The 26059-nt window shown below is 65.0% G+C and carries 19 protein-coding genes and 2 pseudogenes; 10 read left to right on the top strand and 11 right to left on the bottom strand.

Annotated elements, in window-relative coordinates:
- Positions 1 to 54 precede the first annotated feature (54 nt).
- The 9 genes from J7U37_RS15080 to coxB form a co-directional block, all read right to left on the bottom strand.
- Positions 55 to 471, bottom strand: coding sequence for a DUF4864 domain-containing protein (locus tag J7U37_RS15080; protein ID WP_247636244.1), 417 nt, complete (start codon positions 469 to 471; stop codon positions 55 to 57).
- An 84-nt stretch (positions 472 to 555) separates the two neighbouring features.
- Positions 556 to 1320, bottom strand: coding sequence for an SURF1 family protein (locus tag J7U37_RS15075; RefSeq protein WP_247636243.1), 765 nt, complete (start codon positions 1318 to 1320; stop codon positions 556 to 558).
- A gap of 2 nt (positions 1321 to 1322) precedes the next feature.
- Positions 1323 to 1691 carry a DUF983 domain-containing protein gene (locus J7U37_RS15070; RefSeq protein WP_247636242.1) on the bottom strand — a complete coding sequence of 123 codons (369 nt, stop codon included), beginning with the start codon at positions 1689 to 1691 and terminating at the stop codon, positions 1323 to 1325.
- Between the two features lie 145 nt (positions 1692 to 1836).
- Positions 1837 to 2694: a cytochrome c oxidase subunit 3 gene (locus tag J7U37_RS15065; RefSeq protein WP_056188364.1), complete on the bottom strand. Its 858-nt coding sequence runs from the start codon at positions 2692 to 2694 to the stop codon at positions 1837 to 1839.
- 136 nt (positions 2695 to 2830) lie between these two features.
- Positions 2831 to 3442 (bottom strand): cytochrome c oxidase assembly protein, encoded by a 612-nt coding sequence (locus tag J7U37_RS15060; RefSeq protein ID WP_247636241.1) that lies wholly within the window; start codon positions 3440 to 3442, stop codon positions 2831 to 2833.
- Positions 3443 to 3468: 26 nt separating this feature from the next.
- Positions 3469 to 3642 (bottom strand): hypothetical protein, encoded by a 174-nt coding sequence (locus J7U37_RS15055; RefSeq protein ID WP_056188357.1) that lies wholly within the window; start codon positions 3640 to 3642, stop codon positions 3469 to 3471.
- Positions 3639 to 4589 (bottom strand): heme o synthase, encoded by a 951-nt coding sequence (locus J7U37_RS15050; protein WP_056188354.1) that lies wholly within the window; start codon positions 4587 to 4589, stop codon positions 3639 to 3641. The genes J7U37_RS15055 and J7U37_RS15050 overlap by 4 nt, the downstream gene beginning before the upstream one ends.
- A 165-nt stretch (positions 4590 to 4754) precedes the next feature.
- A complete protein-coding gene (gene ctaD / locus J7U37_RS15045) occupies positions 4755 to 6386 on the bottom strand; it encodes a cytochrome c oxidase subunit I (protein WP_056188350.1) in 1632 nt (543 codons plus the stop codon).
- Positions 6387 to 6474: 88 nt separating this feature from the next.
- Positions 6475 to 7314 carry a cytochrome c oxidase subunit II gene (coxB, locus tag J7U37_RS15040; RefSeq protein ID WP_247636240.1) on the bottom strand — a complete coding sequence of 280 codons (840 nt, stop codon included), beginning with the start codon at positions 7312 to 7314 and terminating at the stop codon, positions 6475 to 6477.
- Positions 7315 to 7628: 314 nt separating this feature from the next.
- Here coxB and J7U37_RS15035 point away from each other — a divergent pair, with 314 nt between their 5' ends.
- The 6 genes from J7U37_RS15035 to J7U37_RS15010 all read left to right on the top strand — a co-directional run bounded on the left by J7U37_RS15035 (position 7629) and on the right by J7U37_RS15010 (position 14845).
- Positions 7629 to 8537 (top strand): LysR family transcriptional regulator, encoded by a 909-nt coding sequence (locus J7U37_RS15035; RefSeq protein ID WP_056188346.1) that lies wholly within the window; start codon positions 7629 to 7631, stop codon positions 8535 to 8537.
- A gap of 165 nt (positions 8538 to 8702) precedes the next feature.
- Complete coding sequence (locus J7U37_RS15030) at positions 8703 to 9176, top strand: formate dehydrogenase subunit gamma (protein WP_056188344.1); 474 nt, start codon at positions 8703 to 8705, stop codon at positions 9174 to 9176.
- Positions 9173 to 10732, top strand: a complete 1560-nt coding sequence (locus J7U37_RS15025) for a formate dehydrogenase beta subunit (protein WP_056188341.1) — start codon at positions 9173 to 9175, stop codon at positions 10730 to 10732. Before J7U37_RS15030 ends, J7U37_RS15025 begins: the two co-directional genes overlap by 4 nt.
- Positions 10733 to 10745: 13 nt before the next feature.
- A complete protein-coding gene (gene fdhF / locus J7U37_RS15020) occupies positions 10746 to 13607 on the top strand; it encodes a formate dehydrogenase subunit alpha (protein ID WP_056188338.1) in 2862 nt (953 codons plus the stop codon).
- Positions 13594 to 14463, top strand: a complete 870-nt coding sequence (gene fdhD, locus J7U37_RS15015; protein WP_247636239.1) for a formate dehydrogenase accessory sulfurtransferase FdhD — start codon at positions 13594 to 13596, stop codon at positions 14461 to 14463. The genes fdhF and fdhD overlap by 14 nt, the downstream gene beginning before the upstream one ends.
- 91 nt (positions 14464 to 14554) lie before the next feature.
- Positions 14555 to 14845 (top strand): formate dehydrogenase subunit delta, encoded by a 291-nt coding sequence (locus J7U37_RS15010; RefSeq protein WP_056188332.1) that lies wholly within the window; start codon positions 14555 to 14557, stop codon positions 14843 to 14845.
- A 60-nt stretch (positions 14846 to 14905) separates the two neighbouring features.
- Here the strand turns inward: J7U37_RS15010 and J7U37_RS15005 are convergent, their stop codons facing one another.
- Complete coding sequence (locus tag J7U37_RS15005) at positions 14906 to 15799, bottom strand: hypothetical protein (protein WP_247636238.1); 894 nt, start codon at positions 15797 to 15799, stop codon at positions 14906 to 14908.
- Between the two features lie 621 nt (positions 15800 to 16420).
- Between J7U37_RS15005 and gltB the strand changes: the two genes are divergently transcribed.
- The gene (gene gltB / locus J7U37_RS15000) at positions 16421 to 21136 is read left to right on the top strand and encodes a glutamate synthase large subunit (protein ID WP_247636237.1); all 4716 of its coding nucleotides are present in this window, start codon (positions 16421 to 16423) and stop codon (positions 21134 to 21136) included.
- A 210-nt stretch (positions 21137 to 21346) separates the two neighbouring features.
- The gene (locus tag J7U37_RS14995; protein WP_247636236.1) at positions 21347 to 22777 is read left to right on the top strand and encodes a glutamate synthase subunit beta; all 1431 of its coding nucleotides are present in this window, start codon (positions 21347 to 21349) and stop codon (positions 22775 to 22777) included.
- A gap of 166 nt (positions 22778 to 22943) precedes the next feature.
- On the opposite strand, the pseudogene J7U37_RS14990 reads toward J7U37_RS14995, so the two are convergent.
- A pseudogene (locus tag J7U37_RS14990) lies at positions 22944 to 24315 on the bottom strand (IS3 family transposase).
- Between the two features lie 91 nt (positions 24316 to 24406).
- Between J7U37_RS14990 and J7U37_RS14985 the strand changes: the two are divergent.
- Together J7U37_RS14985 and istB are read left to right on the top strand one after the other, a co-directional pair.
- Positions 24407 to 25072: pseudogene (locus J7U37_RS14985) on the top strand (IS21 family transposase); the annotation flags it as partial.
- Positions 25073 to 25083: 11 nt separating this feature from the next.
- Positions 25084 to 25815, top strand: coding sequence for an IS21-like element helper ATPase IstB (gene istB / locus J7U37_RS14980; RefSeq protein ID WP_247636235.1), 732 nt, complete (start codon positions 25084 to 25086; stop codon positions 25813 to 25815).
- Positions 25816 to 26059: the final 244 nt, after the last annotated feature.

Raw genomic sequence — 26059 nt, 5'->3', positions numbered from 1 at the left:
GAAGGCGCCCCGTCTACACGATGTCGGCGGGCGTGTCGAAAGGGGCCACGGCGGTCAGGCCCGGCTGCCGGGCACTTTCAGGAGGCGGCAACCGGTGATGCGCCACGCGCCGTCCGGCTGTTTCTCGAGACTGTACAGAGCAGCCCAGTCGACGCCGTCCTGATCCTGCAGGCTGACCCCGACGGAGAGACCGGCGTCACCCGCGTCCTCGATGCGGTCCACGCTGTAGCGCCGGGCGCGGTAGATCGCAGCGTAACCGTCCCGGACCATCGCCACGAAGGTGTCGGACGACGGGAACAGGCCTTGGATGGCGGGCGCGGCCTGGGCGTAGGCCGTGGCCGCATCGTCGCGCCGGAAGGCGTCGATCTGGCGCTCGACCGTCGCTTTGGCGGCCTCGCGCGCCGCGTCGTCGGCGGCCTGCGCGAAGCGCGGCATCAGCAGGAGGACGGCTAGCAACAGGACGCAGCGCATGACCCACCCTCCGGATCGTGATCGACCCACCGGATGCTAGACCGAATCGTCGGGGCCGACGAAGCGGGTTCTGACCCGCTCCGGTCACGATCGTGCGGGCTGCGGATCATCGTGGAGGCGCCGCCAGGCGAAGACGCCGAAGACACCGACGAGGCAAGCGGCGATGCCGAACCACGTGAAGGCGTATTGCAGATGGTTGTTCGGCAGGTCGACGCGCAGCTGCCCGCCCTTCGGCCACCCGCCCGGATTGGGCGTCGCGTCGGCCTCGACCAGGTAGGGCCGGGGATCGGCGATCCCGCGCGAGGCGCTGATGCCGGCGATGTCGCGATTGAACCATTCGTTGCGGACAGGGTCCGGCGCGGGAACGAACATCGTCCGCGGCTCCGAGCCGCGCAGGATGCCGGTGACGGTCGTCTCCCCCTCGATCTGTCCGGCGGCGCGGCTGGCGGGCGCCTTCAGGGCGGTCGGTACGAACCCGCGGTTGATCAGGACGGTGCCGCCCTCCGTCAAACCGAACGGCGTCAGAACGTAGTAGCCCTGCAGGGCCCGGCCCGGAACTTCGCCGGCCGCAAGGCCGTGGACCAGCGTCTCGGCCTCATGCTGGAAGGTGCCGGTGATCCGGACACGCCGGAACTCGTCCCGTGCCGGGTCCCAGATCTGAGGTCCCGGGAGGGGCGCCGGTGGCTCGACCTTCGAGCGCTCCAGGATTCGGGCGATCAGCGCCTCTTTCTCGCTCTTCCGTTCGAGCTGCCAGACGCCGAGGCCGAGGAGGATCGCGAGGCAGATCAGGGAGACGAGACCGGGCGCCAGGATGCTGCGCCAGGCACCGGGGCGGAGGGTCGAAGCCATGGCTAGCGGAAACGTCCCTGTTCGGCTTTGTTGGTATATTGCAGCGCTGCCAGGACACCTTTCAGAGGGCGCACGAGCGCGAGACTCAACCCGATCGACAGGGTCCCGGCCACCAAGGCGTGAACCCAGATCGGCGGCTCGTAGGTGATCTCGAGCCAGAGGGCGAGGCCGACCACGATGATGCCGACGATCGACATGACGAAGAAGGCAGGTCCGTCCCCGGAGTTGAAGCTGCCGTAATCCAGTCCGCAGACCTCGCAGGACGGCCGGAAGGTCAGGAACCCGTCGAACATGTGCCCCTCGCCACAGCGCGGGCAGCGGCCCCGCAAGCCGACGGAAACAGGGGATGGCGTCGCCCGCGATGCGTCCAAAACTGCAACTCCTCGACCGACTGGATGCCGGTCATCACGATATGGGCAGCGGGGACACAGCCGAAACGCCGGAGCCATGAAAAAGGGCGGCTCGCGCCGCCCCTTCAACCCAGGCATGCAGCCGGTGACCGGCTCAGGGACCGTCTTAGTGAGCCGCGTGTCCGACGCCGGCGCCCCAGACGTAGATGGACGCGAACAGGAACAGCCAAACGACATCGACGAAGTGCCAGTACCAGGCCGCAAACTCGAAGCCGAGGTGCTGACGGGTGGTGAACTGGCCGAGATAGACGCGATAGAGGCAGATCGCGAGGAAGATCGTCCCGATGATGACGTGGAAGCCGTGGAAGCCCGTCGCCATGAAGAAGGTCGACGAGTAGATGCTGCCCGAGAAGCCGAAATGCGCGTGGGCGTACTCGTAGGCCTGGCAGGCGGAGAACAGGACGCCGAGGGCGATCGTCAGCCAGAGGCCGTACTTCAGGCCCTTCCGGTCATCGTGCAGCAGGGCATGGTGAGCCCAGGTGATGGTGGTGCCCGAGGTGAGCAGAATGAGCGTGTTCAGCAGCGGCAGGTGCCAGGGATCGAAGGCTTCGATCCCCTTCGGCGGCCATGTGCCCCCGGTGAAGTCGACGCGCGAGGCCTGGATCGGATCGGCGGTGTAGAGGGCGGCCTCGAAATAGGCCCAGAACCAGGCGACGAAGAACATCACCTCGGAGGCGATGAACATGATCATTCCGTAGCGATGGTGCAGCTGAACCACGCGGGTGTGATCGCCGGAATTGGCCTCGTGCACGACGTCTTTCCACCAGGCGAACATGGTGTAGAGCACGCCGAGTGTGCCTGCGCCGAAAATGTAGGGACCGGGAGTCAGCGTGCCGATCTGGAGGCTCTTCATCCAGAACACGGCGCCGAAGGCCATCAGGAAGCCCGAAAACGCGCCGATCAGCGGCCACGGACTTGGGGCCAGAATGTGGAAGTCGTGATTTTTGGCGTGCGCCTCGGCCATTGAACTGTTCTCCTACCCCCGACCGGAGGGCCGCTGCCGGCCCTCGATCCACTGAATGGCGATCTCGACCGGGTAGCCCCGGATTGTTGTGCCCCACCCTTAGCCAGGGTCGCGCGCTGTTGTCACGCTTGCGCGGTCAAAAATTCGACTTCGTCCCCGTGCCACCCGTTGTCGCAAGCGCGGCCGTAGGCTGGCCGTTCTTCGACGCGAAGTAGGTGTAGGACAGCGTCATCTCGGAAAGATGCGCCGTGTTCGAATCCTTGCGGACCTCGGGGTCGATGTAGAACACCACCGGAAAGTCCATCGTCTCGCCGGGCTGAAGCGTCTGCTCGTTGAAGCAGAAGCACTGCACCTTGACGAAGAAACCGCCCATCAGGCCCGGCTGGACGTTGAAGGTCGCAATTCCCGTCGACGGGGTGGATCCGGTATTCTTCACCCGGAAGAACACGGTCTTGGTTTCGCCGAGGCGCGCCTCGACCTTCGGCGACTCGGCCTGGAAGCGCCACAGCAGGCTCGACGACACGTTGGTGTCGAAGCGAACCACCATGCTGTCGTTGATCGCGGCCGCGGTCGGCGCGAGGCCGGTACGGGGCGTACCGTCGTAGCCGGTCGCCTTGCAGAACATGTCGTAGAGCGGCACCGACGCGAAGGCGAGACCGATCATGCCGAACGCGAAGCCGGCGCAGGCCACAGCCGTGATGCCGGCTCGGCGGCCGGGTCCGCGCGGCGGATGTCGGGGGTCGACCATCAGAGGCGTCTCCGTGTGTGACGCGATCAGATCGGACGGTTCAGGACCTGGGGCCCGAGCTTCGCGATCGTCAGCACGTAAAAGATGGTCACCAGCGCGAACAGGACGGCCGCGATCGCGATGGAGCGCTTGCGGCGGCGCTGTGCCTCCTCCGGCGTCAGGGGGCGGGGCGTACCGGGAAGGCCGGGTCGTTCGCTCACAGGCTCACCGCGCGGAACAATCCAAGGCTCTGCTCGGCGAGAAGGGCTGCGAACATGAGGAACAAGTGCAGGATCGAAAAGCCGAACATGCCCATGGCGGCCTTACGCTCGGGCTCGCCGTCACGGTTGCGGAACACGTGAAGGCTGAAGGCGAGCATGCCCAGGCCCCCGAGGAAGGCGGTGACCGCGTAGAGCCATCCGCCGAAGCCGAGGGCGACCGGGGCGAGGCCGAGGGGGAACAGGACGGCCGAGTAGGCGATGATCTGGCGCCGGGTCGAGTCCGGGCCGGCCACGTTCGGCATCATCGGGATGCCGGCCTTGGCGTAATCGGCGGACTTGATCAGCGCGAGCGCCCAGAAATGCGGCGGAGTCCAGATGAAGATGATCAGGAACAGCACCAGCGATTCGATGCCGATCGTGCCGGTGACGGCGGCCTGGCCGACCATCGGGGGGAGGGCGCCGGCGGCGCCGCCGATGACGATGTTCTGCGGCGTGGCCCGCTTCAGCCACATCGAATAGACGACCGCATAGAACACGATGGTGAAGGCGAGGAGCCCAGCCGCGAGCCAGTTCGACGCAAGTCCCAGCACCAGCACCGAACCCACCGACAGGACGATGCCGAACGTCAACGCCTCGTCGGGACGAATCCGGCCGTCCGGGATCGGGCGCTTGGCCGTGCGGGTCATGACCGCATCGATGTCGGCGTCCCACCACATATTGAGGCAGCCGGAAGCGCCAGCGCCGACCGCGATCATCAGGAGCGAGATCGATCCGACAACGGGCTGGATGTGGACGTTCGAGACCACCATGCCGACCAGCGCCGTGAAGATGACGAGCACCATCACGCGGGGCTTGAGCAGGGCGAAGAAGTCCGAAACTTCGCCGCCCACCGGCGACAGAACTTGCGGCTCGGCGCCAGCGGATAGGCTGTTCGACAGGCTCGTCATGGGTACCTGAAAGGGTTTCGTGCTCGGGGGGGCTTCGGATCGCGCCGTCTGGCGCCGCCCTTTGCGGGAGGTCACGGTCTCGCTCGATGGAGCGAGATCGGGGTCTCCGGGAAAGAGCGAGGACCGCTCGCGCGGCCCTCGCAATCCATGAAGCGACTTCGTGTCTTAGTGGTGGCCCGGCTCGTCGATGATCCGGGGAAGGGTCTCGAACTGGTGGAAGGGCGGGGGAGAAGACAGCGTCCACTCCAGGGTCGTCGCACCCTCGCCCCACGGATTGTCGGCGGCGCGCTTGCTCGAACGGAGCGCCAGAACGACGCCGATGAAGAACACCACCATGCCGAGCGCGAAGATGTGCCCGCCCCAGGTGGAGACCTTGTGCCAGCCGGCGAACGCCTCCGGGTAGTCGGCGTAGCGGCGCGGCATCCCGGCGAGGCCGAGGAAGTGCATCGGGAAGAACAGGACGTTCGCGCCGATGAAGGCGAGCCAGAAGTGCAGCTTGCCGGCCCACTCAGGGATGATGTGCCCGGTCATCTTCGGGAACCAGTAGTAGACACCGGCGAAGATGATGAACACGGCACCGAGCGAGAGCACGTAGTGGAAGTGCGCCACGACGTAATAGGTGTCGTGCAGGTACTTATCGACTGCGGAGTTCGCCAGCACCACGCCGGTGACACCACCGACCGTGAAGAGGAAGATGAAGCCGACCGCCCAGTGCATCGCGGCCGTGAAGCGGATCGAGCCGCCCCACATCGTGGCGATCCACGAGAAGATCTTCACACCCGTCGGCACCGCGATGACCATGGTGGCGAAGACGAAGTACGACTGCGTCTGGAGGCTCAGACCGACCGTGTACATGTGGTGCGCCCACACGACGAAGCCGACGACGCCGATGGCGACCATGGCGTACGCCATGGCCAGGTAACCGAACACCGGCTTACGCGAGAAGGTCGAGATGATGTGGGAGACGATGCCGAAGGCCGGCAGGATCATGATGTACACTTCGGGGTGACCGAAGAACCAGAACAGGTGCTGGTAGAGGATCGGGTCGCCACCGCCGGCCGGATCGAAGAACGTCGTGCCGAAGTTGCGGTCGGTGAGCAGCATCGTGATCGCGCCGGCAAGGACCGGGAGCGAGAGGAGCAGCAGGAAGGCGGTGACCAGCATCGACCAGGCGAACAGCGGCATCTTGTGCAGGGTCATGCCCGGCGCGCGCATGTTCAGGATGGTGGTGATGAAGTTGATCGCACCGAGGATCGAGCCGGCACCAGAGAGGTGCAGCGCGAAGATCGCGAAGTCGACCGACGGTCCCGGGTGGCCCGAGGTCGACAGGGGCGGGTAGACGGTCCAGCCGGTGCCGGCGCCGTTCGCGCCGGGCGCACCCTCGACGAAAAGCGAGCAGACGAGGCTTAGAAAGCCCGCCACCGTCAGCCAGAACGACACGTTGTTCATGCGCGGGAACGCCATGTCGGGCGCGCCGATCATGAGGGGCACGAACCAGTTGCCGAAGCCGCCGATCAGCGCGGGCATCACCATGAAGAACACCATGATGAGGCCGTGGCCGGTCACGAACACGTTGTAGGTGCCGGGATTGGCGAAGTACTGCAGGCCCGGCTCTTCCATCTCCATCCGGATACCGAACGAGAGGAACGCGCCCATGATGCCTGCGCAGAAGGCGAACAGCAGGTAGAGGGTGCCGATGTCCTTGTGGTTCGTCGACAGGAACCAGCGGGAGAAGAAGGACGGCATGTGGTGGTCGTGGGCATCGTGGTGCCCCGTATGTGCAGCGGCATTCGCCATGGATTGCAGACCTTAGTCCAGGTTTCTCGTGATCATCTCGAAGGAAGCGCCGGGCGCCGCTCAGGGCCCGGCCGCGCGGTCCGCGCCCTTACCGGGCGTCGGCGAACTTGGAAGGGTCGTCAATACGGGCGAACTTCGTCTTACCCTCGGCAAGCCACTTGGCGTAGGCCTCCTCGCTAACGACCTGGACGGTGATCGGCATGTAGGCATGACGCGCGCCACACAGCTCCGAGCACTGACCGTGATAGGTGCCCTCGCGCTCGGCCTTGAACCAGAACTGGTTCAGACGGCCCGGGATGGCGTCGATCTTGAAGCCGAAGGACGGCATCGCCCAGGAATGCATCACGTCGGCGGCGGTGACCTGGATCTTCACGATCTTGTTCACCGGGACGACCATGTCGTTGTCGGTGCCGAGAAGCTTCGGCTGCTTGTCCTCGTCGAGGTTGGCGTCGAAGGTGAAGCCGCCACCGTTCTCCACGGCCGGGTACTCGTAGGACCAGTACCAGGCATGGCCGATGACCTTCACCAGGACGTCGGCCTTCGGATCGGAGAGCTGGGTGCGGAGCAGGCGGAACGACGGGATCGCCACGGCCACGAGGATGAGCACCGGAACGATGGTCCAGGCCACTTCGATCATGGTGTTGTGGGTGGTCTTCGAGGGCGTCGGGTTGGCCTTCTCGCTGAACCGGAAGACGCAGTAGAGAAGCAGCCCGAGCACGAAGAGCGAGATGCCGAACGACAGCCAGTGCATGCCGTGCTCGAACGAATGGATGTCCCGTGCGTTCTCGGTGACGGCGACCTGACGGTCCATCTGCCACGGAACCGGCTGGCCGATGCCGGCAGCGAGCGAAGACGACGTAGAAACGAGGAACGCGCCGAGCGCGGCAAGCCCCCATGATGACCGGTGTTGCGCCTGCGACGTCCGCATGTGCCTCTCTTGGCTCCCCGTGATAATGATCGCCGATGCCGCGCGTCTTGCTGGGTTTGGTCTAAATCGCAAGTGCATTTCGCGGATCGCGGGCCGTTCGCGGGTTTGAGCCCACGTCTGGCCGATTGGCGTGTCAGACCACAAGGCCGGGAGGTGTGCAACCGCAACAGCGTCGCATCACACGGCTTCTTGGACGCGACCTGCCGGTTTTCCCATCGCTCTGCGGTCGCATTGCCGATGATTCAGAGTGATGCCGTGGATGGCCGCGGAGATGCTACAGGCTCCCGGCTCGCGTGGTGAGGTGAGGTTTTCGCGTGATCGACCGGTTGGAGTTCATCCTCGCCCTGGCGCGCGAACGTCACTTCGGACGAGCGGCACAGGTCTGCAACGTGTCGCAGCAGACCCTGTCGGCCGGCGTCAAGCAGCTCGAGGAACGACTGGGCGTGCTCCTCGTGCAGCGCGGCTCCCGCTTCCAGGGGTTCACGCCGGAGGGCGAGCGGGTTCTCGAATGGGCACGCCGCATCGTCGGCGATGCCCGCGCCATGCGGGAGGAGGTCACGAGCCTGCGCCGTGGCCTGTCGGGAAATCTCCGGCTCGCCGCGATCCCGACCGCGACCCCCATCGTGGCCGCGTTGACGACGCCGTTCCGGGCCCGCCACCCGAACGTGCGCTTCTCCGTGCAATCGACGACGTCCGGCGAGATCGGGCGCCTCATCGCCGACCTCGAGATCGATGCGGGCATCACCTACCTGGAGAACGAGCCGCTCGGCCGGTTGACTGCGGTCCCGCTCTACCGGGAGCGCTATCGTCTGCTGACGGCCGTCGATGGCACCTTCGGGTCGCGGGACACCGTCACCTGGGACGAGGTCGCGAGCCTGCCGCTCTGCCTGTTGACGCCGGACATGCAGAACCGCCGCATCATCGACCGGCAATTGCTGAAGGCCGGGACGGAATCTGCGCCTTTGCTCGAATCCAATTCGATGATCGTCCTCCTGACCCACGTGCGTACGGCCAAATGGGCGAGCATCATGCCGGCGGTTCTCGCGGATACCTTCCGGCTGAGCGACCGCGTCCGGGCGGTGCCGATCGTCGACCCGGATGTGAGCCACCTCGTCGGCCTTGTCGTCCCTGAGCGCGAGCCGATGACGCCGCTCTGCGCCGGCCTCATCGTGGAAGCCAGGAACGCGGCGACCGGCATCGAGCAGATGATCGACGACCTCTAGAAAAATTTGAGACGACTCGCAAAACTTTTCAGTCGCTATGAATTTTTGCGTTGCAGCATCGGCTTCTGACAAAAAATCGTTGTCGGCCGACCGAACAGGGCGATTGATCCTCGGGTGGCGATATACCACCTTGGAACCAGAACAAGATAAGTCTGGGTAGGAACAATGGTGCCGAACGAGCCCTGGAGCGAGCCCCGCGCCGCCGGGATCATCGCCGAACATGTCCACCTCGAAGGTGCGACGCTCCCCATCCTGCACGCTCTGCAGGAAACCTTCGGCTACGTCGACGAAGGGGCGGTTCCGCTGATCGCGGACGCCTTGAATCTGTCGCGCGCCGAAGTCCACGGCTGCATCACCTTCTATCATGATTTCCGCAGAGCGCCGGCCGGGCGGCACCAGGTGAAGCTGTGTCGGGCCGAAGCCTGCCAGGCGATGGGATCGGACGCGCTGCACGCGGAGATTCTCGGACGGCTCGGGATCGACTGGCACGGGACCACCCCGGACGGACAGATCACCGTCGAGCCGGTCTACTGCCTCGGCCTCTGCGCCAACGGTCCGGGCGCTTTGGTCGACGATGAGCCGGTCGCCCGGCTGACGGCCGATTCCCTCGAAGCTGCTCTCACGGAGGTGAAGTCGTGAGCATCACGATCTACGTTCCGCGGGATGCGGTCGCGCTCGGTCTGGGCGCCAACCGGGTCGCGCGCGCGATCTTCGCCGGCGCCGAACGCCGCGGCCTCGACGTCACCATCGTGCGGACCGGCTCGCGCGGGCTGCTCTGGCTCGAGCCGATGGTCGAAGTCGCGACCGACGAGGGCCGGGTTGCGTACGGGCCGGTCACGGTTTCCGATGTCGACGCTCTGCTGGATGCCGGGCTGGCGACCGGCGGCGACCATGCGCTTCGCCTGGGCGACCCGGAGAAGATCCCCTATCTGGCCCGCCAGCATCGTCTCACCTTCCAGCGCTGCGGCGTGGTCGATCCGGTCTCGGTCGACGACTATCGGGCGCATGGCGGTTACAAGGGCCTGGAAGCCGCGCTGAAGCTCGATGCGGCCGGCATCGTCGCCGAGGTGCGGGAATCCGGTTTGCGTGGACGCGGCGGCGCGGGCTTCCCCGCCGGCATCAAGTGGAACACGGTGATGCTGGCGCAATCGCACCAGAAATACGTGGTCTGCAACGCCGACGAGGGCGATTCCGGCACATTCGCCGACCGCATGATGATGGAGGGCGATCCCTTCAATCTCATCGAGGGCATGACCATCGCGGGGATCGCGACCGGGGCCACCCGCGGCTACATCTATCTGCGCTCCGAGTATCCCCAGGCCTTCGCGACCCTCAAGGAGGCGATCGCCAACGGGATCAAGGCCGGATTCCTGGGCGACAACGTCATGAACTCGGGAAAGGCCTTCCACCTGGAAGTCCGTCTCGGGGCAGGGGCCTATATCTGCGGGGAGGAGACGTCGCTGCTGGAGAGCCTGGAAGGCCGTCGCGGCATCGTCCGCGCCAAGCCGCCCATTCCGGCTCTGAAGGGCTTTCTCGGCCAGCCGACCCTCGTCAACAACGTGATGACCTTCACGGCGGTGCCCTACATCCTGGAGCACGGCGCCAAGGCCTATGCGGAGTACGGCATGGGCCGCTCCCTCGGCACGCTCGCGATCCAGCTCGCCGGTAACATCAAGCATGGCGGTCTGATCGAGTACGCGTTCGGCATCACGCTGCGTGAGATCATCGAGGATTTCGGCGGCGGTACGCAGAGCGGCCGTCCGGTCCGCGCCGTGCAGGTCGGTGGCCCGCTCGGGGCCTACTTCCCCGACCACCTGCTCGACACGCCGCTCGATTACGAGGCGATGGCGGCGAACAAGGGCCTCGTCGGACACGGCGGCATCGTGGTGTTCGACGACACCGTGGACATGGCCAAGCAGGCCCGCTTCGCCTTCGAGTTCTGCGCGGTCGAATCGTGCGGCAAGTGCACGCCCTGCCGCATCGGCGCGACCCGCGGCGTCGAGACCATGGACAAGGTCATCGCCGGAATCCGGCCGACCGAGAACCTCGCTGTGGTCGCCGACCTCTGCGACGTGATGACCGACGGTTCGCTGTGCGCCATGGGCGGTCTGACGCCGATGCCCGTCATGAGCGCGATCACCCACTTCCCCGAGGATTTCCAGCAGCGCGGACCGATGTCCGTCGCCGCTGAATAAGGAGGCGCGATCCATGGCCCTCATCAAAGAGATCGACTACGGCACCCCGATCCGGGTGAACGAGCAGACCGTGACGCTCACCATCGACGGGATGAGCGTGACGGTACCGGCGGGCACGTCCGTGATGGCGGCCGCCATGCATGCCGGCACCCAGATCCCCAAGCTCTGTGCTACCGATTCGCTTGAGGCCTTCGGCTCCTGCCGTCTCTGCCTCGTGGAGATCGAGGGACGGCGTGGCACGCCGGCCTCGTGCACGACGCCGGCCGAGAACGGCATGGTGGTCTCGACCCAGACGGACAAGCTGGCCAAGCTCCGCAAGGGCGTGATGGAGCTCTACATCTCCGATCACCCCCTGGACTGCCTGACCTGCGCCGCCAACGGCGACTGCGAGTTGCAGGACATGGCCGGCGCGGTCGGCCTGCGGGACGTGCGCTACGGCTATGACGGGGCCAACCACGTCAAGCCGACCTCCGAGCAGTACCTGCCGAAGGACGCGTCCAACCCGTACTTCACCTACGACCCGTCGAAGTGCATCGTCTGCAATCGCTGCGTCCGTGCCTGCGAAGAGACGCAGGGCACCTTCGCGCTGACGATCTCGGGGCGCGGCTTCGACAGCCGCGTCGCCGCCGGCCCGACCGATTTCTTCAACTCGGAATGCGTCTCCTGCGGCGCCTGCGTCCAGGCCTGCCCGACCGCGACCCTCCAGGAGAAGTCGATCATCGAGCACGGTCAGCCGGACCACTCGGAGATCACCACCTGCGCCTATTGCGGCGTCGGCTGCTCGTTCAAGGCCGAGATGCAGGGCACCCGCATCGTCCGCATGGTGCCCTACAAGGGCGGCAAGGCGAACGAGGGCCATTCCTGTGTGAAGGGCCGGTTCGCCTACGGCTACGCCACCCACAAGGACCGCATCACCAAGCCGATGATCCGCGACAAGATCACGGACCCCTGGCAGGAAGTCTCCTGGGAGGTCGCGATCGATCGCGCGGCGTCCGAGTTCAAGCGCATCCAGGCCAAGTACGGCAAGGATTCGGTTGGCGGCATCACCTCGTCCCGCTGCACCAACGAGGAAGCCTACCTCGTTCAGAAGCTGGTCCGCGCGGCCTTCGGCAACAACAACGTCGACACCTGCGCCCGCGTCTGCCACTCGCCGACCGGCTACGGCCTGATGTCGACGCTCGGGACTTCGGCCGGCACCCAGGACTTCGCCTCCGTGGCGCATTCCGATGTCATCCTGGTCATCGGCGCGAACCCGACGGACGGCCACCCGGTCTTCGCGTCCCGCATGAAGAAGCGCCTTCGCGAGGGTGCGAAGCTCATCGTCGCCGATCCGCGTAAGATCGACCTGGTGAAGTCGCCTCACATCAAGGCCGATTATCATCTGCCGCTGAAGCCGGGTTCGAACGTCGCCTTCATCAACTCGATGGCGCATGTCATCGTCACCGAAGGCCTCGTCGACGAAGCCTATGTCCGTGAACGGTGCGATCTCGGCGACTTCGAAGCCTGGGCGCGCTTCGTGGCCGACGAGCGTCATTCCCCCGAGGCGCAGGCCACCTATACCGGCATCGATCCGGCCGAGTTGCGCGCCGCCGCCCGGCTCTATGCCAAGGGCGGTGCCGCCGGCATCTATTACGGCCTCGGCGTCACCGAGCACAGCCAGGGTTCGACCATGGTCATGGGCATGGCCAACATCGCCATGGCCACCGGCAACATCGGCATGCTGGGCGCCGGCGTGAACCCGCTCCGCGGCCAGAACAATGTCCAGGGCTCCTGCGACATGGGTTCGTTCCCGCACGAGCTGCCGGGATACCGCCACGTCTCGGACGATGCCACCCGCGAGACCTTCGAGGCGCTCTGGGGCGTGTCCCTCGACCAGCATCCGGGCCTGCGCATCACCAACATGCTCGATGAGGCCGTCGATGGCGCCTTCAAGGGCATGTACATCCAGGGCGAGGATATCGCCCAGTCCGACCCCGACACGCACCATGTGACGGCGGGCCTGATGGCGATGGAGTGCATCGTCATCCAGGACATCTTCCTGAACGAGACCGCGAAATACGCGCACGTCTTCCTCCCGGGCGCTTCGTTCCTGGAGAAGGATGGCACCTTCACCAATGCCGAGCGCCGCATCTCCCGCGTGCGCAAGGTGATGCCGCCGCTGTCCGGCGTCGGCGACTGGGAGGGCACGATGCTGCTCTCCAACGCTCTCGGCTACCCGATGAACTATAGCCACCCGAGCGAGATCATGGACGAGATCGCGTCTCTGACGCCGAGCTTCTCCGGCGTCAGCTTCGCCAAAATCGATGAACTCGGCTCGATCCAGTGGCCGTGCAACGAGGCCGCGCCGCGCGGGACCCCGATGATGCATGTGGACCGCTTCGTGCGCGGTCTCGGCAAGTTCATGATCACCGAGTACGTGCCCACCGAGGAGCGGACCGGACCGCGCTTCCCGCTGATTCTGACGACGGGCCGCATCCTGTCGCAGTACAATGTCGGCGCGCAGACCCGCCGGACGGAGAACTCGCGCTGGCACGAGGAGGATGTGCTGGAGATTCACCCCTTCGACGCCGAGGTTCGGGGCATCGTCGATGGCGACCTCGTCGCCCTCGAAAGCCGGTCGGGCGATATCGCCTTGAAGGCCATCGTCTCCGAGCGCATGCAGCCTGGCGTCGTCTACACGACCTTCCACCATGCCAAGACCGGCGCCAACGTGATCACCACCGATTACTCGGATTGGGCCACCAACTGTCCCGAGTACAAGGTCACGGCGGTCCAGATCCGGCGGACGAATCGCCCGTCCGATTGGCAGGCGCGATTCTTCGAGGAGGACTTCTCGTTGACCCGGATTGCGACCCAGCTGAATGCGGCCGAGTGATCCGCAGGGCCTGACGGCGAACGAAGAGGACGTGCCGGTCGAGACTGCCCGGCGCGTCCCCACCCTGGTCGTCGCCTACGACGATCCGGAACCCCGGACCGGAACCCGTCCCCTCGCGGTCGAGATGCCGGTCAATCTCGTCTACGGCACGGTGCCCTATGCCGTGATGATGACGACGCCGGCCGACCTCGTGGATTTCGCCTACGGGTTCAGCCTGACCGAGGGCATCGTCGCCTCGGCTGACGAGATCCGCTCGGTACGGGTCGAAGCGGACACGGCGGAAGGCGGCATGCGCCTTCTCGTCGACCTGGTGCCCGGGCGCTTGCGCGAACATCTCTCGCGCAAGCGCGCCATGTCGGGACGCACCGGCTGCGGCGTCTGCGGGATCGACGATCTGGCCTCGCTGCCGAAGGCCGATGCGCCTCTGCACGGGGCCGGACAGGTCACGATCGCGGCGATCCAGCGGGCGCTGCTGGCCATGGGCGACGCGCAGGTGCTGAACGCCGAAACCCGGGCGGTTCACGCGGCCGCCTGGGCCGACCTCGACGGCACCCTCGTGGCCCTCCGCGAGGATGTCGGGCGCCACAACGGCCTCGACAAGCTGATCGGCGCCCTGATGCAGCGGGGGACTGATCCGGCGGACGGCTTCGTCGTGATCACAAGCCGCTGCTCCTTCGAGATGGTGGAGAAGGCGGCGAGCCTCGGTGCCACGGTGCTGGTGGCGATCTCGGCGCCGACCTCTCTCGCCATCGACCGCGCCCGCCTGCACGGCATGACGCTCTGCGCCATCGCCCGCTCCGACACGCTGACGGTGTTCACCGGCCACGAACGCCTCGTCCTATCCGCGCTGCCCTGAAGGCGCGAGAATCTCGTTCCTTCGCGCATTCTTTCCTTCGCGAATCCCAGCCCTCACCGAATTCCGTGCCCCCGAGAGAGTTGCCGACCCCATGAGCGCCCTGACATCCGACCAGAAGCTGGTTCGCATGGCGAACCAGATCGCCACCTTCTTTCGGTCCTACCCGGACGAGGAGGCGGTCGCCGGCATTCACAAGCACATCGTGGCGTTCTGGACGCCGAAGATGCGCGCCGCTCTCGAGGCCTTCGGCCCGAAGCCGGAGAGCGGACTCGACCCGCTCGCGCTGCGCGCCCTTCAGGATACGCCACAGGCCGAGAGCCCGGTCCGTGCCGGCACCCGCGACCCTCATCTGCAGGGAGCGGGCGCCAGCGACGCCGGCTGAGCCGCCCTTCGCGTCCGTGCTCCCGAAGGCCGGCGGATCCGAGTCCCGTTGGCCCGGAGCCTATTCGGGCTCCTTGGCGGTGGTGCCGGGAACGATCGTCGCGCCACCGATGACCCGGACCGGGCGCTTGGCGTCCGATGGAACATCCTTCCAGTTCTGCGCCACCGGCTTCTCGGGCGGCGGTGGCTGAACGGAGGCCGGCGTCAGGCTGCCGGGTGCTTCGACCTTGGGCGGTGTGGCTGCAGCTGATGCGGGAGCCCCGTCCGACTTCGGCTCGTTTTTCGCCGCCGCCGGCGGCACCTCCGAAAGCTTGGGCGAAAGCTTGGGTGCGTCCGGCATCGCGACGGGAGCGGCGGCCTTGGGCGGAGGGCTCAGGCGCACCACCCGTCGCGGACCGTCGGACTTCGGCTTCGCTTCGGACCCACGGGCATCGGGATTCAAGCCCATGATGTTGGAGTCCACCGATTCGGGTCGCACCCGTCGGATAAACTGCTGTCGTTCGGCCGGATCGGGGCGCAGCCGACGCGCCGGCTCCTGCGGGAAGGGGATATCCCCGGGTGGAATGATCCGCTCGGCCTCCCGGATCGGGCGGCGGGGGGACTCGTCCTCCTCGGTCCAGCCATAGCCCGGCGTCCGGCGCACGATTCGGGCAGGCGCTTCGGGGGCGATGTCGAGACGCTGCCGACCGAGAATCCGGCCGTCCCGCGCATCGACGAACAGACGCAAACGGTCGCCATAGGGATTCGAGGCTTCGACGATATACGCCTGCCCGTCGAATCGCGGCCGCGTCACCGCCGTGAAGCCGCGGTCGTTGAGGCGCCAGACGACGGCCCGTGGTGGCAGGAGAATGTCGGGCTCGTAGGCATATTGCGCCCGCGCCGTGTCGGCGCCCGTTATCGTGATGAGAATCGCCAGGCCCGCGAATCGAGCACGCAGGGATGGGGATGCACGCATGGAAGTCCTGCGAGACGAAACCATCGATCTGAGATCCCGAGTGAGGTCGGTTCGGAGGCCTGCTGTTGGCGCAGGTCCTCCGCTCCACGATCCGCCAGGGTCCAGGGAACCCGCATGCCGCTTGTGCTCGGCCCACTGGGTAGACAGCCGGATTGGGGCAAGATTGCGGGCTCGTCGCCGATCAGTGATCGCAACGATGCAATGGTCGTGTCATCATCGTGGTATACAGCGGCATGGCGGCACCGACGCGGGCAGGGAACCGTGCGCTGGAAAACCGCAGCGCGGGCACGGACGCGCTCTTGCTGGAGCCTTTAAAATCTGTCACTTTCTGCGGGTAGGACAGTAGAGCTGTCCCATTCCCGGCGGGATACCTGTCCGGAAGGCTGTGAGGATCTCGCTCAGGTGACGTTGCCGGCGACCAAACGAGATTCGAAGCCGGTCGCCATCGCGGCGATCCGGGCCCGCACGGCTTGAGATCAAGCCGGCGTCGAGCCCGCGAGTTGCGGGCGCTTCCTGACCGAAGAACCCGCCAAGAGCCGACGCTGTCGAGAGATGAAACCCGGATCCTTTCAGGATTTGGGCATGAAACATGCTCGCATGCGAGCAGGTCGGAGGCGAGAGATGGTGGACGTGGTCGCATCTTCTGAGTTCGGGGCACTCCAGGCGTCGGTTCCTGCGACCCGCGACGGTACCAAGCCGCTGATCGTGCGTGATACTGCTCTGGCGAAAGCTCAGGGCCTCTACGATCCGGCCCGCGAAAGCGATGCGTGCGGCGTTGGTTTTGTTGCCGACATGCACGACCGTCGCACGCATGCCATCGTCCAGCAGGGTCTGCAGATCCTGAAGAACCTCGACCATCGTGGCGCCGTTGGTGCCGATCCCAAGATGGGCGACGGCTGCGGCATCCTTGTCCAGATCCCCCACGCCTTCTTCAAGGCAGAGTGCGAGGCCCTTGGCATCGCACTCCCGGAGCCAGGTCACTACGGCGTCGGTCAGTTCTTCATGCCCAAGGACGCGGAGGCGCGTTCGCTGGTCGAAGACATCGTGGAGAAGGCCCTTGCCGACGAGGGCTTACCTTTCCTTGGATGGCGCGATGTACCGGTCGATCCAAGCGATCTCGGCGTCATGGTCAGAGAGACAGAGCCTTGCCACCGGCAAATTTTTATCGGCCGACCGGCATCGGTGTCCGAGGAAGACGCCTTTGAGCGCCGCCTGTTCACCGCTCGCAAGGTCATCTCGAACAAAGTCTACGGACTGAAAGACGAGCGCGCGAACACCTATTATCCGGTTTCGCTCTCGACCCGGACCATCGTCTACAAAGGCATGGTACTGGTCGACCAGCTTGGCGAATATTACCGCGACCTTCAGGATGAGCGCTTCGTCTCGGGGCTCGCCCTGGTGCACCAGCGCTTTGCGACCAACACCTTCCCGACTTGGCGCCTTTCGCATCCCTACCGCATGGTCGCGCATAATGGCGAGATCAACACCCTGCGGGGCAACGTCAACTGGATGGCGGCTCGTCAGGCCAGCGTCGATTCGGAGCTGTTCGGCAACGACATCTCGAAGCTTTGGCCGATCTCCTACGAGGGTCAGTCCGATACCGCGTGTTTCGACAACGCTCTCGAGTTCCTCGTACAGGGCGGGTACTCGCTCGCGCACGCGATGATGATGCTCATCCCCGAGGCTTGGGCCGGCAACCCGCTGATGAGCGAGGAGCGGCGTGCCTTCTACGAGTACCACGCCGCTTTGATGGAGCCATGGGACGGCCCGGCCGCCGTATGCTTCACTGACGGCCGGCAAATCGGCGCTACGCTCGACCGCAATGGTCTGCGCCCAGCCCGCTACCTCGTTACTGACGATGGTCTCGTGGTGCTTGCCTCCGAGATGGGCGTGCTGCCGATCCCGGACGATAAGATCGTCGAGTCCTGGCGCCTGCAGCCGGGCCGGATGTTGCTTATCGACCTCGAGAAGGGCCGGATCGTCTCGGATGAGGAAATCAAGAGCGAGCTCGCAGCGGCGCACCCCTATGCCGAGTGGGTGAAGAACACACAAATCGTCCTGGAGGATTTGAAGCCGGTCATCCCGCGTGCGTCGCGCTCGGACGTGTCGCTCCTCGATCGCCAGCAAGCCTTCGGATATAGCCAGGAAGACTTGAAGCTGCTCATGGCGCCCATGGCGGTGACCGGGCAGGAGGCAGTGGGCTCCATGGGCACCGACACGCCACTCTCAGCGCTGTCTGACAAGCCGAAGTCGCTATACTCGTACTTCAAGCAGAACTTCGCGCAGGTCACCAACCCGCCGATCGACCCGATCCGCGAGGAGGCCGTAATGAGCCTCGTCTCGTTCATCGGTCCGCGTCCGAACCTGCTCGACATGGAGGGGGCCTCCCGCAAGAAGCGCCTCGAGGTCCGCCAGCCGATTCTCACCAATGGCGACCTCGAGAAGATCCGCTCCATCTCCCATTTCGAGGATCGGTTCGACACCAAGACCCTCGACATGACTTTCCCGGCCGAGACTGGCGCGGCAGCCATGGAGGGTGCCGTCGACCGCCTATGCGATCGGGCTGAGGTTGCCGTGCGTGGTGGCTATAACATCATCATTCTGTCGGACCGCGGCATAGGACCCGACCGCATTGCGATTCCGGCTCTCCTGGCAACGGCCGCCGTGCATAATTACCTGATCCGGAAGGGACTTCGCACCTCCGTCGGACTCGTAATCGAATCGGGCGAGCCACGGGAGGTGCATCATTTCGCGTGCCTTGCCGGCTACGGCGCAGAGGCGATCAACCCCTATCTCGCCTTCGAGACGCTGATCGCGATGAAGGATGAGTTCCCGCCTGACCTCACGCCCGACGAGATTGTCTATCGCTACATCAAGTCGATCGATAAGGGGTTGCTGAAAGTGATGTCCAAGATGGGCATCTCGACCTATCAGTCCTACTGCGGTGCGCAGATATTTGACGCCATCGGTCTGAACTCATCGTTTGTCGCGCGGGATTTCTTCGGTACGGCAACGACCATCGAGGGCATCGGTATGGCCGAGGTCGCGCAAGAGACTGCGCGGCGGCACACCGATGCTTTTGGTGACTCGCCGATCTATCGCACAGCCCTCGATGTCGGTGGCGAGTATGCCTACCGCTTGCGCGGCGAGAGCCACACCTGGACTCCGGATTCGGTCGCGACCCTTCAGCATGCCGTGCGCCTCGGCCTGCCCGATCGCTATCGCGAATATGCCCGGCTGGTGAACGAGCAAGAAAATCACCTCAAGACGATCCGCGGCCTGTTCCGCATCAAGCAGGCGGCAGAACTCGGTCGGCCGCCGGTGGACATCGATCAGGTCGAGCCAGCAGCCGACATCGTCAGGCGCTTCGCAACCGGTGCCATGTCCTACGGGTCCATCTCGAAGGAGGCGCACGAGACCCTCGCCATTGCGGTGAATTCGTTCGGTGGCCGGTCGAACTCGGGAGAAGGCGGCGAGGAGGTCGAGCGCTTCAAGCCGATGGCGGACGGCCGCTCGCGCCGCTCGGCCATCAAGCAGGTGGCTTCAGGCCGCTTCGGCGTCACAACGGAATACCTCGTCAATTCCGATATGATGCAGATTAAGGTCGCTCAGGGTGCCAAGCCCGGTGAGGGCGGTCAGTTGCCCGGTCACAAGGTCGACGCCAAGATCGCCAAGGTCCGCTACGCCACTCCTGGCGTCGGCCTGATCTCACCGCCGCCGCACCACGACATCTACTCGATCGAAGATCTGGCTCAGCTGATCTTCGACCTGAAGAACGTGAACCCCGAAGCGGACGTTTCGGTGAAGCTCGTCTCCGAAGTCGGCGTCGGCACGGTGGCTACCGGCGTCGCCAAGGCGAGAGCCGACCACATCACAATCTCGGGCTTCGATGGCGGTACCGGTGCCGCACCCCTGACTTCGATCAAGCACGCGGGCGGTCCCTGGGAGACGGGTCTTGCCGAGACCCAGCAGACTCTGGTGTTAAGCCATCTGCGTGGGCGCGTCGTGCTCCAGGCCGATGGCGGCATCCGGACGGGTCGTGACGTCCTCGTAGCAGCGCTGCTCGGTGCCGATCAGTTTGGCTTCTCGACAGCTCCGCTGATTGCGGCCGGCTGCATCATGATGCGGAAATGTCACCTGAACACCTGCCCGGTTGGCGTGGCAACGCAAGATCCAGTCCTGCGCAAGCGATTCAAAGGCACGCCCGAGCATGTGATCAATTACTTCTTCTTCGTAGCCGAGGAACTGCGCGAACTGATGGCCTCCATGGGATTCACCAAGCTCGAGGATCTCATCGGCCGGGCCGACTTCCTCGACACGCTGGAGGTGATCAATCACTGGAAGGCGCGCGGCCTCGATTTTTCAAAGCTGTTCCACCGTCCGGAGGTGCCCGAGCACGTCGCCATTCGCCATACCGAGAAGCAGAAGCACCCGATTGACACGGTTCTGGACCGTCGCCTGATCGCTGGCGCTCAGTCGGCTCTCGATGGGGGTGAGGCGGTCGTGGTGCAGGACGTGATCAGGAACTCGGACCGTACGGCCGGTGCCATGCTTTCCGGCATGGTCGCTAAGCGCTATGGCCACGAAGGCTTGCCAGACGACACGATCCGGGTCGAACTCGCCGGCACTGCTGGCCAGAGCTTCGGTGCCTGGCTGGCTGCCGGCGTAACCATCGTGCTCACGGGCCATGCCAACGACTATGTCGGCAAGGGGCTGTCCGGCGGCAAGCTGATCATCCGGCCATCCGACGCCTTGAAGGCACTGGGCTCACACCTGATCATGGCGGGTAACACGGTGTTGTACGGAGCGATTGCAGGAGAGGCCTACATCCGTGGTTCAGCCGGTGAGCGTTTCGCGGTTCGCAACTCGGGCGCCATCGCGGTGGTCGAGGGCATGGGCGACCACGGCTGCGAGTACATGACGGGCGGTGTCGTCGTGTCGATCGGCGAAACTGGACGCAACTTTGCGGCCGGCATGTCGGGGGGCATTGCTTATGTGCTCGACGAGGACGGCTCGTTCTCCGCCCGCTGCAACCTCTCCATGGTCGATCTGGAGCCTGTTGAGGAGGAGGACGATCTCATGCGCCGCTTCCATCAGGACGGTGACCTGGAGACGAAGGGACGCGTCGACATCCTCGCTGACATGTCCGGCCATGACGAAGAGCGACTGTCTCAGCTCATTACTAACCACCTGAAATACACCGGCTCTCCGCGTGCCAAGGCGATCCTCGATGACTGGGCCGGTTACCGTACCAAGTTCGTCAAGGTGATGCCGGTCGAGTACCGCCGGGCACTGAGAGAGATGGAAATGGCGCGGATGCCAGTGGCAGCCGAATAGGGTTGAATCTTAGGCCGGTACACGAGGCTACGAACCGGTAATCAGAACGGGCTTCCAGGCTGGCGGTCGGCACTAAGACGCAGTCTCGCACGGGTAACTAGAGGGTGGATCGGACGATACGGCCGATCAATCCTGTTCAATAGCGGAATAGGCCGATCCGGCTGCCTTCCGCGCGACGGACCAGACAGACTCGCGAAAGACAGTCAGACGATGGGCAAGGTCACGGGTTTTCTCGAATTTGACCGGCAAGAGCAGAAGTATCAGCTCGCCGCCGATCGCGTGCGGCACTTTCGCGAGTTCACGCTGCCGCTCGACGAACATGATCTGAAGAAGCAGGCGGCTCGCTGCATGGATTGTGGCATTCCGTTTTGTCACGGCCCAACCGGTTGCCCGGTCCACAATCAGATCCCGGACTGGAACGAACTCGTTTACCAGTCGGATTGGGAGGAGGCGGCGCGCAACCTCCACTCCACCAACAACTTCCCTGAATTCACTGGCCGCATCTGTCCGGCGCCGTGCGAGGAAGCTTGCACCCTGAATCTTGAGAACCAGCCGGTGGCGATCAAGACCATCGAGCAGGCAATTGCCGATCGTGCTTGGAACAATGGCTGGGTGAAGCCTGAGCCAGCTGAGCACAAGACCGGCAAGAAGATCGCGGTCATCGGGTCCGGTCCCGCGGGCATGGCAGCTGCGCAGCAACTTGCCCGCGTCGGACACGAGGTTCACGTCTTCGAGCGAGAGCCGAAGGCTGGTGGTCTGCTTCGCTACGGCATCCCCGACTTCAAGATGGAGAAGCGCCACATTGATCGGCGTGTGAAGCAGATGGAAATAGAGGGCGTTCGGTTCCACTACGGAGTGAATGTTGGAGTAAACAAGCCGCTCCACGAAATTTCCGCCGAGTTCGACGCAGTGCTGTTCGCTGGTGGCGCTGAGGATCCGCGCAATCCGCAATTGCCTGGTCAAGAGCTTCAGGGCGTGCATTACGCCATGCCGTTCTTGGTACAGTCGAACCGCCGGGTTGGCGCCGAGCCAATGCCGGGGAATGGCGAACCACCAATCCTTGCGACAGCCAAGAATGTAGTCGTCATCGGCGGCGGCGACACAGCCTCGGATTGCGTGGGAACCTCGTTCCGGCAGGGCGCCCTCTCGGTGACCCAACTTGACATTCGTCCGCGTCCACCGGAGCGCGAGGATAAGCTTTCGGTCTGGCCCTACTGGCCCACCAAGATGAGAACCTCATCGAGTCAGGCAGAGGGTGCGGAGCGCGAGTTCCAGGCCGCGACACTTCGCCTTGAGGGCAAGAAAGGTAAGCTGACCGGCGTGGTCTGTACCCGCGTCGATGAAAAGCGTCAGCCAATCCCGGGAGGCGAATTTATCTTGCCTGCGGATCTCGTCTTCTTAGCGATTGGCTTCGCCGGCTCGATCCGCCAAGGGTTGTTGGAAGAATCTGGCGTTGTCATGGACAGGCGTGGCAACGTAACCGCCAACGAACTGGACTATCGGACTTCAAACGAGAAGATCTATGCGGCTGGTGATATGCGCCGTGGCCAGTCACTTGTGGTTTGGGCGATCCGCGAAGGCCGTCAGGCTGCCCGCTCGATTGACGAGGCGCTGATGGGCGCAAGTATCCTGCCGCGTTGACACAGGAGCGCCTTGCCTCACCAACGATGGTGTTTTGGGCAATGACGGCTCTGCCGACTCAGTCTGGAACACCTTTGAAAATTTCGCTATTACTTGGCGTCGCCAGATGATTTGGGACAGTCTGCGGAGTTCAGGAGGGGAGGCTCTGGTCCATCTGGGTATGAGGTTAGGCGGCCTGCGCGTGGTGGCGTAAGCGGCGATCCATCAGGGTCTGGCGCTTGATGCGTTCGCGCTCGGCCAGGATCCCTTCGCCGCGTCCAAAGTATACGTCAGCGGGCGTGAGGTTGCTCAGGCTCTCATGGGCTCGGGCATGGTTGTAGTGTTCGACGAAGTCGGCAACCTGCGTCTCCAGCTCGCCGGGCAAGTCGGCGTGTTCGAGCAGGATGCGGTTCTTGAGCGTCTGATGCCAACGCTCGATCTTGCCCTGCGTTTGAGGATGGCATGGCGCACCGCGGATGTGGGTCATGCCCCGAATGCCGAGCCAGTCAGCCAGGTCGCTGGCGACGTAACTCGACCCGTTGTCGGAGAGCAGGCGTGGCCGCTGCATCACCCGCGCCTGATCGAGTCCAGCCGCACCCAGCGCCAGGTCGAGCGTGGCGGTGACGTCGCTGGCCTGCATCGTCGTGCACAGCTTCCACGCCACGATGTAGCGTGAGAAGTCGCTACGCGGTCCTTCGGTTCGTCCAGCACCGTCGACAAGTAGTACCAGCCCCAGCCAACGACCTTCAGATAGGTGAAGTCCGTCTGCCAAAGCTGGTTGGGCGCGGTGGTCTTATCGTGGAACTCGTCGGCGGCCTTGATGACGATATAGGCCGGGCTGGTGATCAGGTCCTGAGCCTTGAGCAGCCGGTAGACGGTCGCTTCCGAGACGAAGTAGCCCCGCTCGTCGGTGAAGCGCACCGCCAGCTCACGCGGGCTGAGTTCAGGCTGCTCCAAGGCCAGGGCAACGATCTGCTCGCGGATCTCCGCAGGTAGGCGGTTCCAGACCCGGCTCGGCCGCGAGGGATGGTCGCTCAACGCCTTGGGGCCGCCGCGCTGGTAAGCGTCGTACCAGCGGTAAAACGTCGAGCGCGTGATGCCGAGCTTGTCCAGGGTGGCACGCACCGGCAGGTGGGATTGCTCGACGAGTTGGATGATCTCCAGCTTCTCGGGGGCCGGGTACCTCATGCCTCGTCGCCCCCAGCCCCGCTCATGCTTTTTCTAAGCAGACGGTTCTCCAGCACGAGATCAGCCACGACCTCCTTGAGCGCCGCCGTCTCGCGGCGCAGTTCTCGCACCTCGTCCGTCGTTGCCGCGCGCGCCGTGTCGCCGGACAGGCGCTTCTTGCCCGCCTCCAGGAACTCCTTGGACCGGCCGCAGTACATCGGGGCGGCGATCCCCTCGCGCCGGCACAGCTCGGCGATGCTGTCCTCGCCGCGCAAGCTTTCCAGTACGACGCGGATCTTCTCCTCGGACGAGAACTGTCGACGTGTGGCCCGGCGGATGTCCTTGATCACCGCTTCTGCCGGCTTCTTGGCCGGTCCGGATGTCTGCTTCATCTTCGCTCCTCAGGGGCTACGATGAACCAGCCATCCTCCGTTCGTGAAGACCCTCAATCTGTCCCACAGGTGCTGACGTCGGACAGATCAGGTAATCGCCTACGCCAAGGCCCATCCCCATCCTGAGGAGCGCGAGCGCACCGTCTGGGAGCGGTTCGAGGCCGAGCGAGCAGCCCTCGTTCCCTATGCCGGCCGCTTCGATGGCTTCCACGCCGTCACCGCTTCGGTATCCACGACCTGCCTCGTGCGCTTCGACAACAACCGCTACTCGGTCATGGCCTCCGCCATCGGCCGGCCGGTCGAGGTGCGGGCCTACGCCGAGCGCGTCGAGATCCGGCAGGACGGGTGCGTCGTCGCCGAGCACGAGCGCGCCTTCGGGCGGGATCAGACCGTGTTCGATCCCTGGCACTATGTCCCCGTGCTGGCCCGCAAGCCCGGCGCGCTCCGGAATGGCGCACCGTTCAAGAACTGGGTGCTGCCTCCCGCCCTTGACCGGGTCCGACGCAAGCTCGCCGGCAGTGCCGGAGGTGACCGGCAGATGGTGGAGATCCTCACCGCCGTGCTCGGCGACGGGTTGCCGGCGGTCGAGGCGGCCTGTGCCGAGGCGCTGCGCGAGGGCGTGCACTCGGCCGACGTCGTCCTCAACATCCTTGCCCGGCAGCGCGAGCCGACCGCGCCCGTCACCATCCTTACCCCCGAGAGCCTGCGGCTGCGCCACGAGCCGGTCGCGGATTGCGCCCGCTACGACAGCCTGAGGAGCCCCCCATAATGGAACGCCAGAACATCCTCGCCACCATGGGCGATCTGAAGCTCTTCGGGATGAAGGCCGCCTACGACGAGATCATCAAGGTCGCGCTCAAAAGCACCCACGAACCGCAGCAGATCGTCGGCGACCTGCTCCAGGCCGAGATCTCCGAGAAGCAGGCACGCTCGATCCGCTACCAGATGGCGATCGCCAAGCTGCCCCTGGCCAAGGACATCGCCGAGTTCGCCTTCGACGGCACCCCGATCAACGAGGGCTTGGTGCGCGACCTCGCCGGCGGCGAGTTCCTGGCTCACCAGCGCAACGTCGTGCTCGTCGGCGGCACCGGGACCGGCAAGACCCACCTCGCCATCGCCATCGCACGAGCCTGCATCCGAGACGGGGCGCGGGGCCGGTTCTACAACGTCGTCGACCTCGTCAACCGGCTCGAAGCCGAGGCACGCGCCGGCCGCCAGGGCCGCATCGCCGACCATCTCGCCCGGCTCGACCTCGTGGTGCTCGACGAGCTCGGCTACCTGCCGTTCGCGCAGTCGGGCGGCCAGCTCCTGTTCCACCTCATCAGCAAGCTCTACGAGACCACCTCGATCGTGGTCACCACCAACCTCGCCTTCGGGGAGTGGCCCAGCGTGTTCGCCGGCGACGCCAAGATGACCACGGCGCTGCTCGACCGGCTCACCCACCATTGTGAGATTGTCGAGACCGGCAACGAGAGCTGGCGCTTCAAGAACCGCGCTTGAGGCCGGCACACACGTCGCGCCTGCTGGAGCCCTGATCAGCCCGGCTGCGCCACCCCGACCCGCTTCGCCGGGCTGATCAGGGGCGTCCCGCCATACCCATCCGGGGGTCAAAGTTCGGGTTCATCCGCACTTCTGGTGCTGATGGGCGATTGAGGGGTGATGAGTAAGGTTACGCCGGCTCCTGGGCCTTGATCAGGCCGCATGGAGCACCCTCTGCTGCAGGAGGTCGAAGCCGGCACGACCG

The organism is Methylobacterium sp. 37f, from assembly GCF_023093475.1.
Taxonomy (GTDB): domain Bacteria; phylum Pseudomonadota; class Alphaproteobacteria; order Rhizobiales; family Beijerinckiaceae; genus Methylobacterium.
The sequence above is the reverse complement of the archived record's forward strand: the minus strand, read 5'-3'. Positions and strand labels throughout refer to the sequence as shown.